This is a genomic window from Paraburkholderia hiiakae (assembly GCF_904848665.1).
Taxonomy (GTDB): Bacteria; Pseudomonadota; Gammaproteobacteria; order Burkholderiales; family Burkholderiaceae; genus Paraburkholderia; species Paraburkholderia hiiakae.
The window spans coordinates 77,501-91,225 of the sequence record NZ_CAJHCQ010000020.1 but is presented as its reverse complement, the minus strand read 5'-3'; the positions used below and the strand labels follow the sequence as shown (position 1 = coordinate 91,225).

Genomic DNA, 13,725 nt, shown 5'->3' with positions numbered 1-13,725 from the left:
TTTTCTTTTTAAGTGGACCCAGGCCTTACGCCTCGACGTCCTCGAGACTGAAGATCTCAGTCTGGTCGTTATACGAAAACACCTCGCCATAACGGGCCCATTCGACCACGGTATCGAGCGTTTCTTCCGCGGCGACATCGGAAAGCACGTCCTCCAGCTCCTGCTCGAAGCGCACGCGCGGCGCGCGATGACCAGGCCGCTCGTCGAGCACCTTCTTGATCCGCGCCGCGAGCGGCACGTTGCGCAGCAGGTGGTCGGCGAACATGAGCTTGCGCGCCTGCGTGCCCATCTCCGCGAACACGCGCGCGGGCGGCGTGAGCAGCACATCGCCTTCGCGCACGTCGGCAAAGCCGAGCTGCTGCAGCATTTCCACGATCGGGAACAGGTCGTCCACTTCCAGATGCAAGGAGCGCGCAATTTCCGGCATGTCGGCGCGGCCGTGATAGGGCGCCGCCGCCAGCGTCTCGATCAGACCCGCCATGATGTTCGTCGACACGTCCGGCAAGCGGCTGCCCACTTCTAGACGGCGATGCGTGGCCTCGGCGGCTTCGCGCGCGGTCATCTTCGCGTAGATGTCGTCAACGAGTTTGCGGAATGCAGGGTCGAGCCGGTTGCGCGGATGCTTGAACGGCACCTTGATTTCCGCCGACACGCGCCCGGGGTTCGACGAGAGCACGAGAATGCGGTCGCACATGAACACCGCTTCCTCGATGTTGTGCGTGACGATCAGCACCGACTTGATCGGCAGACGCCCTTGCGTCCACAGGTCGAGCAGATCGGTACGCAGCGTTTCGGCGGTCAGCACGTCGAGCGCGGAGAACGGCTCGTCCATGAGCAGCAGCGTCGGGTCGACCACGAGCGCGCGCGCGAAACCCACGCGCTGACGCATGCCGCCGGAAAGCTCACGCGGGTAGGCGTTTTCGAAGCCGTCCAGACCGATCAGGTCGATCGCCGCAAGCGCGCGCTCGCGACGCGCGCGCGCGCCGACGCCTTGCGCTTCGAGCCCCGCTTCCACGTTCTGCAGCACGGTGAGCCACGGGAACAGCGCGAAGGTCTGGAACACCATCGACACGCCTTCGGCCGGACCGCTCAATGGCTTGCCGAGCCAGTTCACCTCGCCTTCGGTCGGCTCGATGAGCCCGGAGATGATGCGCAGCAGCGTGGACTTGCCGGAGCCCGAACGGCCCAGCAAGCCGACGATCTCGCCCTCGCGCAGCGAGAGGTTTACGTCGTCGAGCACGAGGCGCTCGTCCTCTTTCTTCGCGAAGCCGCGCGAAACATGCTTGACTGCGAGCACTTCCTCGCCGGGAGCGGGCCGCATCGGCAGCAGGTCGGATGAGACGATTTTCGGATTCAGCATGATGTCACTCCATCTCAATCGAGGCGCAGCCGGGACTCGGCATACGTGTACAGCGGACGCCAGAGCACGCGGTTGAACAGCGTAACGAACAGGGACATCATCGCGATGCCCAGAATGATCTTCGGGAAGTCGCCAGCGGCGGTCGTTTCTGCGATATACGCGCCGAGGCCATGCGCAACGACTTTCGTGTCGCCCCACTGCACGAACTCGGAGACGATGCTCGCATTCCATGCACCGCCGGAAGCCGTGATCGCGCCCGTGATGTAGTACGGGAAAATGCCCGGCAGCATGACTTTTTTCCACCATTGCCAGCCGCGAATGCGGAAGTTCGTGGCCGCTTCCTTGTAATCGTTCGGATAGGCGCTTGCGCCCGCGATTACGTTGAAGAGGATGTACCACTGCGTGCCGAGCACGATGAGCGGCGAGAGCCAGATGTCCGGGTTCAGGTGAAAGCGCACGATCACGATCACGAACACCGGGAACAGCAGATTCGCCGGGAACGCGGCGAGAAACTGCGCGAGCGGCTGAACCTTTTCGGCGAGCGCCGGGCGCAGGCCGATCAGCACACCGAGCGGCACCCAGATCACCGAAGCGATGACGATCAGCAGCAACACGCGAAAGAGCGTGATGAGGCCGAGTACGAACACGTGCCAGACTTCATCGAGCGTCACGCCCGTGCGCACATAGGCCACGACGCGCCACACCACGAACACGGTCAGCGCGATCACGAACACGGCCCACACGATGTCGCCCAGGCGCGAGCGCTTGCTCATGGTGGTGACGACGGGCAGCGCCTTCGGCAGTCGCACGCGCAACGGAATGCGCGCGAGCGTGGCGAGCATGAAGCCCATCGGCACGAGCAGACGGTGAATGAGGCGCGTGCGGCGAATCAGGTCGAGCAGCCACGACTCCGGCGCGTCGCCCGAGCTCGTGTTCTCCATGCGGAACTTGTCCGCCCACGCCACGAGCGGGCGGAACAGGAACTGGTCGTAGGCGAGAATCACCACGATCATCGCGAGGATCACCCAGCCCACCGCGTGCAGATTCTTTTCCGCGATCGCCTGGGCCAGATACGCGCCGACACCCGGCAGCGTGATCGTGTTATTGCCCACCGTGATCGCTTCGGAGGCGACCACGAAGAACCAGCCGCCCGACATCGACATCATCATGTTCCAGATGAGGCCCGGCATCGAGAACGGCACTTCGAGCTTCCAGAAGCGCTGCCAGCCCGTGAGGTGGAAGCCCCGCGAGACCTCGTCCAGATCGCGCGGCACGGTGCGCAGCGACTGGTAGAAGCTGAACGTCATGTTCCACGCCTGGCTCGTGAAGATCGCGAAGATCGCCGCGAGTTCGGCGCCCAGCACGCGCGAGGGAAAGAGCGCGAGAAAGAACGTGACCGTAAACGAGATGTAGCCGAGCACCGGCACGGACTGCAGGATGTCGAGAATCGGCACGAGCACCACGCCCGCGCGGCGGCTCTTCGCCGCGAGCGTGCCGTACACGAGTGTGAAGAGCAGCGAGGCGACCATCGCCGCCAGCATGCGCAGCGTGGTGCGCATCGCGTACTCGGGCAAATTGGCCGGGTCGAGCGAGATGACCTGGGTCTTGAGCGTGGCAATGGGCGCCATGGTCTCGTGAAAGCCCACGGCCGCCATCGCGATCAGGCCGATCATCAGCGGGAACGCCACGAAGTCCCAGCGGTTCGGCAGCACGCGCCACGCCGAAGCGTTGGCCGTGCGGTTCAGGTTGAAGCTGAACTCCATTAGCGGCCTCCGTTAGCGAGTACAGGCGTGGCGCAGGCGCGCGCTGCGCGGCGGGTCGTTCGCAATGTGTGGTTGAACTGGTTCATGTCGAAGCACCGGCGTTGGGTTTATTGCGCGAATCTCTCGCGCGGCGCATTTGGCCGGCCGGGCCGGCTGGGCATACGCGCGGGAGATCCGTTACATCTCGTCTGATTCAGACCCGAAATACTCGCGCTCGCAGGTCTCGCCAGCGCGCGGCGAGTCGCGATTCCCGGCAGGGCGGCGGGACGCTCGCGCGCTCACGCGCGCCGAGTACATCGGGATGGAGGGTGTGCTGCGTTTGCTGCAGTTGCGACAGATGCGGCAAAAGAAGGCCGAAGTTCATACTGGTTCTCCTGGCGTCACGGGAGACGCATTGAGGAGGAAAGCCAGCAGACCCGGCAGAGCGCAATCTTTCAGCGCGCGGCGGCTCGCGTCTGCCCGCTTTCCTCAGTGCAATTCAAAAGGAAGCGGCATAACGGATAACTGTCACTGTCAGACATCGGAACTCCTTATCGTCACGGCGGCTGACCCCGGAAGCTTCCATCGAGCCGGTAGCTCGAACGCGAAGCGCCTCGAAGCGCGCATGTGTCGATCCGCGCGTCGCGCTCAGGGCGCAACGAACGAACCGTGCCGCAAGCGCGCATCGATCAGGGCGGGCTTACGGCGCGATGTCGGCCATCCGCGGCGCTCGATACGATCAAGTCGCTGCGGCGTCGGTCGACGCTATTCAAGAGTGCACGAAGATTTGTTGCTAGACGCGCACCATCTGCCTGGCTGGCAAGACGGCGGCTGAAAGAAAGGGAGCGCGGACGTCCTGCCGGTCAGGCAGCGAAACTGTTCGAAGATCGACAACTGCTACTGTCCAAGGCGTCAGCCCCTTTTGTTAAGACGGGCGAATTTTAGGCGCGCCACCTGTCCGAAGTCAACACGATTCGCGTCCGGCGTCAAATCTCGTGCCAATGTCGCCACAGCGCCGGCTGGTGGCCCGAATTGAGTTCGATCCGCGCTCGACCGGCAGCGCCGGGAATCGCTTGCGGGCGCAGCATGCATTATTGGGGATGCATCGTCAGCAGCCTTGCGTCAATCGCATCGATCCGCTCGCCTCTTAACCAGGGATCGTTCACTTCACCATACTGCTTGCTGCCGCTTGCTGCCCGTTACCCATCTTAGCCACGGTCTCAACTCGGGCGCAATGCGCATACCCGGCGCACCCACGTCACGCGCTCTTGCGCAATGCCTGCTGGCTGGTTTCGCCGGCGCCCACGCGCTCGAGCCGCTCGCTTGCTTCGGTCAGCGCCCACAGCGGCGCGCTTTGCAACTGTCGGTCGTACACCGTCACGAGCTGTGCAACCGCCTCAAAAGCCGCTTCGTCCAGCTGCCAGCCGCCGCCCGTATTGCCGCACTCGAAGCAGGCGATCAACGCGGCATCGGCCGCCCGCACCGTTTCCGGTTCAAGAACGCCGTATCCGGCCTCCGCAATCGATTGCGCGAGCACGTGTGCATGGAGCAAGGCGCGTGCGTCGTCGCCCGTGCCGCCTCCGCGGAGCGCGGCGAGCGCTAGATGCACTTGCAGCGCGAGCTCGTTGGCGACCGCGTGCGGGATCGGCAGCAGCATCGACTTGCTGCGGCGGGGGCGGCCGGCTTGCGCGCGCTGCGGAAAAGGGATGGTCCTGGCCATGGAAGGGCACGTAAGAGTCTGTTCCGTGCAATAACGGCACGCCGCGCCGAAGGTTAAGCGTCGACCCGCAAATCGAATGTAACGATCAGTGACAGACATGCGCCGCGCATCGTCTGGCGAAAGGTCGGCCAGTTGACCGTGGCCGGGCGGAGGCGGCCTCAGCGTGGGCCGCCCTCGCCTTCGACTTCGCCGCTCGCCTGCCCACGCCGCGCGGCCATGAACGCCTCGATGTGGGCGATGGCCTGCTCACACTGCTCGAGCGTCAGGAGATGAATCGACGGATTGGGCAGGTCGAAGCCCAGTTCCTCCCCCAACCAGCGGATGGCCTTGCCGCGCGCTTCGAAGGCGTTGACCTTGTCGCGCCGCATTTTCGCGGCCACTAGCGGTTCGAGCGCGTCGTGCAGGCGGCTCTTGGCGTCGCGTAGAGCGGCGTTGGCAAGCCGGCCGAGCGGTACGTTGCGCGTGCTGCGCGCGGGCACGCCGATCCACGCCTCACAGGGCGTACAGACCCAGAGCGGGCCGTGATCGTCGCGGTACGGGTAGGCCTCGTCGGCAAAGCGCGCGAGTACCGCTTTCGCGCCGCAGTAATCGCACAGGGGCTGCGGCAGCGCCTTGACGGGACGGCCTACGCGCATGCGGCGCTCCACGGGGCGATGATCGATGAATGCAATGAATGCATGACTTGACGGGTGGATGAGGGGTGGCTCGCTGCGAGCGGGCCCGGGAGCTAGGATAACGGCAAACCCCGGCGCACGGCATCGGCGGGACGGAGCGCCGCAGGCCGCGGCGCGCGTGTGACTAATTCGCGCTCGCGGTGGCGCGCGTCTCTTCGCGTTCGAGCGAGCGCGTGTCGCGCAGGGCCGGAAAGAGCCGCATCCACAGCAGCGCGACGCAGATCGTCGCCGCGCCGCCCACGAGAACGGCGCGCTGCGCCCCCCACCAGCCAGCCGTGAGCCCCGATTCGAACTCGCCAAGCTGGTTCGATGTGCCAATGAAAAGCGAATTGACCGCGCTCACGCGGCCGAGTGTTTCATCGGGCGTGCGCAACTGCACGAGCGACGTACGTACGACCACGCTCACCACGTCCGAGGCACCCAGCACCGCCAGCGCCATGAGCGATACGACGATGTTGTGTGAGAGCCCGAAAGCGATCGTTGCGCAGCCGAATACGATCACGCCGCCGAACATCGCGAGACCTGGCCGGCGCCGCAGCGGAAAGTGCGCGAGCCAGATCGAGCCCGCCAGCGCGCCCGCGGCCGTTGCCGAGCGCAAGAGCCCGAGCGCGATGGGCCCGGCGTGCAGGATGTCGCGGGCAAACACAGGCAACAGTGCCGTCGCGCCGCCGAACAGCACTGCGAACAGATCGAGCGACAACGCGCCGAGAATGACGGGCTGCGAACGGATGAACGCGATGCCCGAGAACACCGATTCGAGCGTGACAGGCGTGCGCGCCGGCGGTTTCGCGCGCATCGGAATCGTGCCTGAGAGCGTGGCGGCCGCCGCGAACGCGAGCGCGCAGGCCGCGTAGGCCGGTGTCGCGCCAATGCCGTACAGCAGGCCGCCCAGCGCCGGGCCGACGATGTTCGCGGTCTGGTTCGCCGAGGTCGACCAGGCGGTCGCATTAGGGAGTTGTGCGCGCGGTACGACGCCAGGGAGCAAGGACGAAATGGCGGGCGACTCGAACGCGCGCGCCGCGCCCACGCACGCCGCGAGCACGTAAATGAGCGGCGCGCTCAGCCAGCCGCCGACCGTGCCGGCTGCGAAGGTCAGCGCGGCGGCGCATTCGATGAGCTGGCAAACGGATGCGATGCGTCTGCGGTCGTACCGGTCCGCCACGTGGCCGACGACGAGCGTGAGGCAGAACATCGGCAGGAACTGCGCCAGGCCGACGAGACCGAGCGCGAACGCACTATGCGTGAGCGCGTAGATGTGCCAGCCCATGGCGACGGCGAGCATCTGGAACGCGAGCGACGACAGCACGCGCGTGCCATAGAAGCGCTGGAAACCGCGATTACGCGAAAGCCTGGGCGGGTCGTCGGACGCCGCCTCCGGAGAGGGTGTGGTCATTGAACAGCAGGAAAAAGCGAAAAGTCGGGTGCGTGCGCAACCAGGTGCAAAGCGGCGATTTTAGTTCATGTGACGTGGCGCCACAGGAACATGACGCCGCGTGATTCATGCACGCCGTCTCTGAATCGCTATATCCTATAGAATACATCGAACGAACATCCAGCAGACGGAGGCAGCAAGTGGCGAGTAGTCGGCGCCTCGTAAGCGCAACATCGATATCGCAGGCGAGTGGCGCACCCGCGCCAGCCGGCGCGGACGGCTTCGCGGCCACGATCACCACGCTGCGCCCCGCGTCGGGGCACGAGCGCGCGGAATTGATCCGCGACGTGATCGACGCGTTCCGGCGGCTACGCAACAGCATCGAGCGCTTCGACCGCATGCTTGCGCGCGGCGACGGCGGTGCTGGCGGCAGTGGCGTTGGCGGGACGCACGCGGCGCAAGTCGGCGCATCGCTGCAGCCGCTCCTCGTCGCGCTCTCGCGGCGGGTCGATCTTGCCCGCTTCGCCCGCCAGCGCGAGCTCAAGCGCGCAATTCGCGACGCGCGGCGCCTCGACAAGACGCGCGATGCGCTTTTCAGCGACGCATTCTGTCTCGATACCGAAGCGCTGCGCCGCACCGCGGCCGAACTGGAGCGGCTCGATGCGGCTTTCGTCGGGCTGGGCGTCGAACATGTGCTCGCGCAGCACGCGAACGCGGCCGAAGCGCGCTCCGCAGCGCATTCGTGCGAGGTGCCCGCAGACCGCTCTGCCGCCAAAGCCAAGGCCAACGCCATCGCCGTCACCGCTGTCGCCGCCGTCGCAACGACGCTGGTGCGCGAACCCGCCGCCTGAAGCGCGCTCCTGGCTGCCAGCCGATCATCGTTATATTCCATGGTATATTGCGCTGTCGATGCGCGGCCAGCCGTGGGCGACCCGCCGTGTCGAGGCACGCTCGCCGCACGCGCCCATGCACCGCCCCGCATTGCGCACCGGATCAGAGGTCACCATGCACGCACCGCCGTTCCGCCTCGCCCGCACGCCGGGCGGCACATCTGCCGAAGACACCACGCTGCGCGTCCTGGCGAGCGCAGACTGCTGCGGCCCTTCGCAAGCCGAACTCGCCCGCGCGCGGCAGCGCACGCGTCTCGCCGAACTCGACGCCCATCTGCACTGCTCCATCATCGGCACCTGCCTGAGCACGCACGAGCTGCGCAAGCTCGTCCCGAAATTCGCGAGGCTCGACGCCCAGCGCGCGAGCGATCTCGAGATCCACCATGCCGCGGTCGAGCTGGCGATAGAAGGCGGCGCGGGCGGCAAGGCACTGCAAAAGGCCCTCGACACGCGCTATGCAGGCGCGGTGCGCCGTTTCGCCAGTGCGCGCGACTCGCAAGCCGTGATCGCGCTCTGGAATGAATCGCTCGCGAACGGCGACATCCCACCTGCGTACTGGGCGCTGATGACGCATCCGGCCACGACGATGGAAGTGCGCCAGGCCGCGTTCGGCGAGTTACACATGCTCTCGCACCTGGTTGGCGCCGCCAATCGCGCCGACTTGCGCCGCCTCGTGGCGCTGGAAGCAGAGAACGCCGAACTACAGGCCAGGATCGAGCGCCAGCAGGCGCGTCTGCACGAGATGAGCCGTGAACGCGACGCGGCGCGCAATGCCCTCGATGCGCAAACCGCGCAGCTGGCGGCGCAGCGCGAAACAGCGCCGCAGCAGGCGCAGCTCGAAGCGCTGCAGGAAGCGCTCGCGGCACGCGACGCGCGGGTCGCGCTGCATACGAGCCGCCGCGAGATCGCCGAGCAGCGCGCGAATGCCGACGCCGCCACACTGCACACGCTGCGCGCGCAACTCGACGAAGCCCATGTGCTGATCGACGCCTTGCGCGCCGAAGTCCACGCCATGGAGCAGACAACGCAAGCGCACGAAGACCCACAGGCCCATAGCGCGCTTCCTGAGAATGCGCTCAAGGGCCGCCGCATCGTCTACGTGGGTGGCAGGCCGGGTTCGAATCAGGCGCTCAGGCGCTGGGTGGAGTCGGCGGGAGGCGAGCTGACCGTGCACGACGGTGGCGTGGAGGATCGCAAGGGCCTGCTTGCTGCGGCGCTCGCGAACGCGGATCTAGCGGTGTTTCCCGTGGACTGCATCGACCACGATTCAATGAGCACGCTCAAGCGCGTGTGCGAACGGCATCAGGTGGCATGGCACCCGCTGCGCACGGCGAGCCTTGCCAGCTTCGTCGAGTTGATGGTGCGGCTGAATGCGAACGCAACGCCCACGCTCGCCGCGGTGCCCGTCTCGCGTTTCTGCTTGCGCCACGGCTAAGCGCCTGACGTTGGCAGCAGTGCTGCCGCCGCGTCACATCACGTCAGGTTTTCACGAGTTTGATGAGCGCTTCGATCTCGGACTCGCAGACCGCTGCGGCGCGCGCCTCGATGCTGCGATACAGGCGAACGATCTCTTCGCCCACCGGCGTGAGCATGCTGCCGCCGCCGCTCTGCCCGCCATGCTCCGAAACCGTGGCGGGCGACTCCAGCGCGCGGTTGAGTTCGTCCATCAACAGCCACGCGCGCCGGTACGACATGTTCATGCTGCGCGCCGCAGCCGAGATCGAGCCATGTTCGCGAACGGCTTCGAGCAGCGACACCTTGCCTGGCCCGAGTGCGATCGTGTCGCCCTGCATGATGCGCATGCGAAAACGCACCTCGGGTTGAGCCGGTTTCTGCGCCTGTGCGGGCGCGGGGGCGTCTGTGCGCGGTTGATCGTTGGGGGACTTGGTCATGCGCGCAAGCATACACGATGCGTGCCGCGCGCCTTGCCCCCTGGACGGCTAACGCCCGGCGGGAAAGCAAAAGCTGAAATCTTCGCAGCCGGGGCAGCCGGGAGCAGGGCCTGGCGTGGCGCCCGATGCCAGCGCGAGTTCGCGCGCCAGCAGTTTCTTCCAGCGCAAGCCTTCCACGTTGCGCGCCACGACCTGGGGGAAAAAACGCTCCAGCATGCACGTGACGTCATCGCGGCCACGCAGGCCGAGATCGCGCCATAGATGATCGGGTCGCAGACACGCGTGGGCAATGATTGCGGCGAGGCAGCGCACGTCGTCGGAGTTGGCTTGCGGCGCCGCAAGCGCAACGAGAAGGTCATGCATTGCCGTGGCAAATGCAGCATGCGAGGCATCCGTCATCACGTGCGCGTGCAGCGCTACATTCGTCACCGCACACACGAAGTGCCGTGCACCGAGCGCCTCGAACTGCGCACCGGATAGCCCAAGCAATGGCAATTCGCCGCGCACCTCGCGCGCAGCGACGAGACGCGCGAAGAGCCAGGCATCCGGCGTGCGAGGCGCCGCTGGCGCACCCGTCAGGGCGTCGCAGCGCGCGGCGGCCAGTGCGTCGAAATCGCGCAACGGCGGCTGCGCAGCGGATTCGTCAGTCATGGCGCTCACGTGCGATCGCAGCCGCGCATCAACCGTCTACGCCGACGATCACGCTCGATGCCTTGAAGAGCGCCACAGCCTGCTTGCCCGCCGCGAGGCCGAGACGATCGACGCTGTCGTTCGTCACAATGGCCGCGATTTGCGCGCCGCCCGGCGCCGCGAGCACGACTTCCGCATTCACCGCGCCCTTCGTGACCGACGAAACCGTGCCGGCCACGACATTGCGCGTGGACACCTTGCTCGCGTCGCCGTCGACCATCAGGATCACCGACGATGCCTTCACGAGCGCGAAGGCCGGCTTGCCAGCAGCAAGACCCAGCGAGGCGGCGCTGCCATGCGTGATGATCGCGACGATCTCGAGCCCGCCGTCGGCGCGCAACGTGACTTCGTCGTTGACGGCGCCGGCCTTGACCGCGCTAATCTGGCCGGAGAAATGGTTACGGGCGCTGGTACGCATGAGTGTCTCCACAATTGAACAGGACAATGAGGGGGGAAAGAGCTGGACCCTCAGTGTAGCCGTGTCAGTGTGACGCGCACAGGCATTGATCGCCGAAATAGCCATTTGGATAAGCACATGAATACAGCAGTCCATCGTAATATATTGGCCTTTATAACGAACGGGGTGTCGAACATGTTTATCCGCAAGCTGCTGGCCTCAGTCGTCGTGATGAGCGGTGTGATGGGCGCAAGCGCCAACGCATTCGCCGACGAATCCGATGTCAACGTGCTCTATGCAGGCTCGCTCGTGAACCTCATGGAAAAGAGCGTGGGCCCCGCGTTCGAAAAGGAAACGGGCCTGCGTTTCAAGGGGTACGCGGCCGGCTCGAACAAGATCGCCAATGAAATAAAGGGCAAGCTGCGCCGCGGCGATGTGTTCATCAGCGCAAGCCCGAAGGTCAACGCGAGCCTCATGGGCGAGGCCAACGGCGATCACGTTACGTGGTACGTGAATTTCGCCGAATCGCCGCTCTTGATCGGCTACAACCCGAAGAGCCGTTTCGCCAACGACTTCAAGACGAAGAAGTGGGATCAGGTGCTGCAGGATCCGGGCATCCGCCTTGGCCGCACCGACCCGAAGCTCGACCCGAAGGGTGCCTTCACCGTCGAACTCATGACGAAGGCCGCGCAGGCGTACAACCAGCCTGATCTCGTCGAGAAGACGCTCGGCGCGCCGGAAAATCCCGAGCAGGTGCTGCCGGAAGAAACGCTCGTTGGCCGTCTGCAGTCAGGTCAGCTAGACGCGGGCTTCTTCTACTCGACCGAAACCTCCGACCTGAAGATTCCGTCGATCCACCCCGCGCCCGAACTGAACATCAAGGCGAACTACACGCTCACGATCCTGAACGACGCACCCAACAGCGCCGGCGCTGCGCGCTTCGTCAACTTCCTGCTTTCGGCCGAAGGTCGCAAGTTGCTCGCCGAGCACGGCGTTGACGTCACGAAGCCCGCCGTCAACGGTCAGACCCAGGCGATCCCGCCGTCGGTCCAGGCCGTGATCGACGCCGCACAGCAATGACACAAGCCGCGCAGGTTACCGCGCAGGTTGCAGTGAAGCGCTCGCAGCCGCTCTGGTGGCTCGGCGCGCTGCTCGCGGTCTACCTGTGCGCGCCGTTCGTCGCGAGCATTCCGCAGATCGGCCAGGCGGACTGGGCCGGCGTCGACTGGCACGCCACCTGGTCGGCGGTCGGCGTTTCGGTGGCGAGCGCGAGCGTGGCCACGTTCGTGATCCTGCTGGGCGGCGTGCCGCTCGGCTACTGGCTCGCGCGTTCGCGCGCGCGCGGCATCGCGCTGGTCGGCTTCGTCGTGCAGTTGCCGCTCGCGCTGCCGCCGCTCACGAGCGGCGTGCTGCTGCTGTTTCTCATCGGCCCATATAGCGGTATCGGCCAGCTCTTCGGCGGCTCGCTCACCGACTCCTTCACAGGCATCGTGCTCGCCGAGACCTTCGTTGCCGCGCCCTTCCTGATCGTCGCGGCGCGCTCGGCGTTCACCGCCGTCGATCCCGTGTACGACGACGTCGCCGCCACGCTCGGCCATCATGCCGCCAGCCGCTTCTTTCGCGTCACGCTGCCCATTGCGTGGCCCGCCATCCGCGCGGGGCTCGCGCTCGCCTGGCTGCGCGCGTTCGGCGAGTTCGGCGCGACCGTGATGGTCGCGTATCACCCGTATTCGCTGCCTGTTTATACCTACGTCGTGTTCGGCGGTCAGGGCCTGCCAGCGATGATGCCGCTCCTGCTGCCCACGCTCGGCATTGCGATCATCTGCGCGGTGCTCTCCGTCTATAGCCGAGGCGCGCGCTCGACGCTGACGGTGAACCTCGACAACGGCGACGAACTCACTAGTATCACGCCAGCTGCCACCGTGTCGGATAACGCCGAGCTGCGTCTCGCCTTCGCGGCGCGCCGGTGTCTCGGCGCGTTCACGCTCGATGTTTCGTGGCAGCCGCAAACGCGCCGGCTCGCGATCATCGGCCCTTCGGGCTCGGGCAAGTCGCTCGCGCTGCGCATCATCGCCGGGCTCGAACGCAACGACGCGGGCTTCGTCACGCTCGGCGCGACCCACCTCGGCACGCTGCCGCCCGAGCGCCGCCAGATCGGCTACATGCCGCAGGACTACGGGCTCTTTCCGCACATGACGGTGGCGCAGCAGCTCGCGTTTCCCGTCGATGCGGACACCGCCAGCGCACGTTACTGGCTCGCGCACCTCGGCCTCGACGCGCTCACGCAGCGCCTGCCGCGCGAGCTCTCGTTCGGCCAGCGCCAGCGTGTGGCGCTGGCGCGTGCGCTCACGCGGCACACGCAACTGCTGCTGTTCGACGAGCCGTTCGCCGCGCTCGACACACCGCGCCGGCGCCGTCTGCAGCAATCGTTGCGGGCGCTGCAACGCGAAGTGGGCGCGGTAACGGTGATCGTCACGCACGACCCCGACGAAGCCGCCCTGCTCGCCGACGAAGTGCTCGTGATCGAACAGGGGCGCGCGCTGCAGGCGGGCGCCGTGGCCGACGTGTTCCAGCAGCCCGCCACGCTGCGCGTGGCCGAATTGCTCGGCCTGCACAACGTCGGCGAGGGGATCGTGCGAGCGGGCGGCATGATCGAAACGTCGACGGGACTGCGCCTGCCGTGCGCCGATACATCGCTTGCGGTGGGCTCGCGCGTGATGTGGCGGGTCTCACCGCGCGCGCTCGTCGCGACGCAAGAGGGCGCGTGGCAAGGGCGCATTGCGGGCACGTCGCTGCGTCACGGCGACCGCTACGTTGCAGTCGAGATCGCGGGCGTTACCTTCGATATCGCCGCCGAAGACGCTCCGGCATCGCAATCCGGCGACCTGCGCTTCACAATCGACGCGAACGGCGTACTCGCCTGGCCGGCGCACGGCGCCTGACCTACGACTCCTGAAAACGCTCACCTTTCGCGCTGAAGTACGAGCC

Annotated in this window: 12 protein-coding genes; 4 read left to right on the top strand and 8 right to left on the bottom strand. The window is 66.2% G+C overall.

Features of this window, described 5'->3' with window-relative positions; all coding sequences use genetic code 11:
- Positions 1–25: 25 nt before the first annotated feature.
- From JMY28_RS30090 to JMY28_RS30070, 5 genes are all read right to left on the bottom strand, one after another.
- Positions 26–1,360: an ABC transporter ATP-binding protein gene (locus JMY28_RS30090; RefSeq protein ID WP_201699558.1), complete on the bottom strand. Its 1,335-nt coding sequence runs from the start codon at positions 1,358–1,360 to the stop codon at positions 26–28.
- 14 nt (positions 1,361–1,374) lie between these two features.
- On the bottom strand, positions 1,375–3,123 hold the full coding sequence (locus JMY28_RS30085) for an ABC transporter permease (protein ID WP_201699557.1): 1,749 nt from the start codon (positions 3,121–3,123) through the stop codon (positions 1,375–1,377).
- A gap of 1,237 nt (positions 3,124–4,360) precedes the next feature.
- Positions 4,361–4,822: a hypothetical protein gene (locus tag JMY28_RS30080; protein WP_201699556.1), complete on the bottom strand. Its 462-nt coding sequence runs from the start codon at positions 4,820–4,822 to the stop codon at positions 4,361–4,363.
- 158 nt (positions 4,823–4,980) lie between these two features.
- Entirely contained in the window at positions 4,981–5,457 is a 477-nt protein-coding gene (locus JMY28_RS30075; RefSeq protein WP_201699555.1) for a zinc-finger-containing protein, read from the bottom strand.
- Positions 5,458–5,620: 163 nt separating this feature from the next.
- Positions 5,621–6,889, bottom strand: coding sequence for an MFS transporter (locus tag JMY28_RS30070; RefSeq protein WP_201699554.1), 1,269 nt, complete (start codon positions 6,887–6,889; stop codon positions 5,621–5,623).
- 179 nt (positions 6,890–7,068) lie between these two features.
- On the opposite strand from JMY28_RS30070, the gene JMY28_RS30065 reads away from it, so the two are divergent.
- Together JMY28_RS30065 and JMY28_RS30060 are read left to right on the top strand one after the other, a co-directional pair.
- Positions 7,069–7,719, top strand: a complete 651-nt coding sequence (locus JMY28_RS30065; RefSeq protein WP_201699553.1) for a hypothetical protein — start codon at positions 7,069–7,071, stop codon at positions 7,717–7,719.
- Between the two features lie 154 nt (positions 7,720–7,873).
- The gene (locus JMY28_RS30060; RefSeq protein ID WP_201699552.1) at positions 7,874–9,193 is read left to right on the top strand and encodes a DUF2325 domain-containing protein; all 1,320 of its coding nucleotides are present in this window, start codon (positions 7,874–7,876) and stop codon (positions 9,191–9,193) included.
- Positions 9,194–9,236: 43 nt separating this feature from the next.
- Here JMY28_RS30060 and JMY28_RS30055 read toward each other — a convergent pair whose 3' ends face one another.
- From JMY28_RS30055 to JMY28_RS30045, 3 genes are read right to left on the bottom strand one after another with little or no spacing between them, the layout of a single operon-like run.
- A complete protein-coding gene (locus tag JMY28_RS30055) occupies positions 9,237–9,650 on the bottom strand; it encodes a winged helix-turn-helix domain-containing protein (RefSeq protein ID WP_407945555.1) in 414 nt (137 codons plus the stop codon).
- Positions 9,651–9,698: 48 nt separating this feature from the next.
- On the bottom strand, positions 9,699–10,301 hold the full coding sequence (locus JMY28_RS30050) for a nitrogen fixation protein NifQ (RefSeq protein ID WP_201699551.1): 603 nt from the start codon (positions 10,299–10,301) through the stop codon (positions 9,699–9,701).
- 28 nt (positions 10,302–10,329) lie between these two features.
- Positions 10,330–10,758: a TOBE domain-containing protein gene (locus tag JMY28_RS30045; protein ID WP_201699550.1), complete on the bottom strand. Its 429-nt coding sequence runs from the start codon at positions 10,756–10,758 to the stop codon at positions 10,330–10,332.
- A 174-nt stretch (positions 10,759–10,932) separates the two neighbouring features.
- On the opposite strand from JMY28_RS30045, the gene JMY28_RS30040 reads away from it, so the two are divergent.
- Together JMY28_RS30040 and JMY28_RS30035 are read left to right on the top strand one after the other, a co-directional pair.
- Entirely contained in the window at positions 10,933–11,817 is an 885-nt protein-coding gene (locus tag JMY28_RS30040) for an extracellular solute-binding protein (protein ID WP_201699549.1), read from the top strand.
- The gene (locus tag JMY28_RS30035) at positions 11,814–13,679 is read left to right on the top strand and encodes an ABC transporter ATP-binding protein/permease (protein ID WP_201699548.1); all 1,866 of its coding nucleotides are present in this window, start codon (positions 11,814–11,816) and stop codon (positions 13,677–13,679) included. The genes JMY28_RS30040 and JMY28_RS30035 overlap by 4 nt, the downstream gene beginning before the upstream one ends.
- The last annotated feature ends 46 nt before the right edge of the window (positions 13,680–13,725 follow it).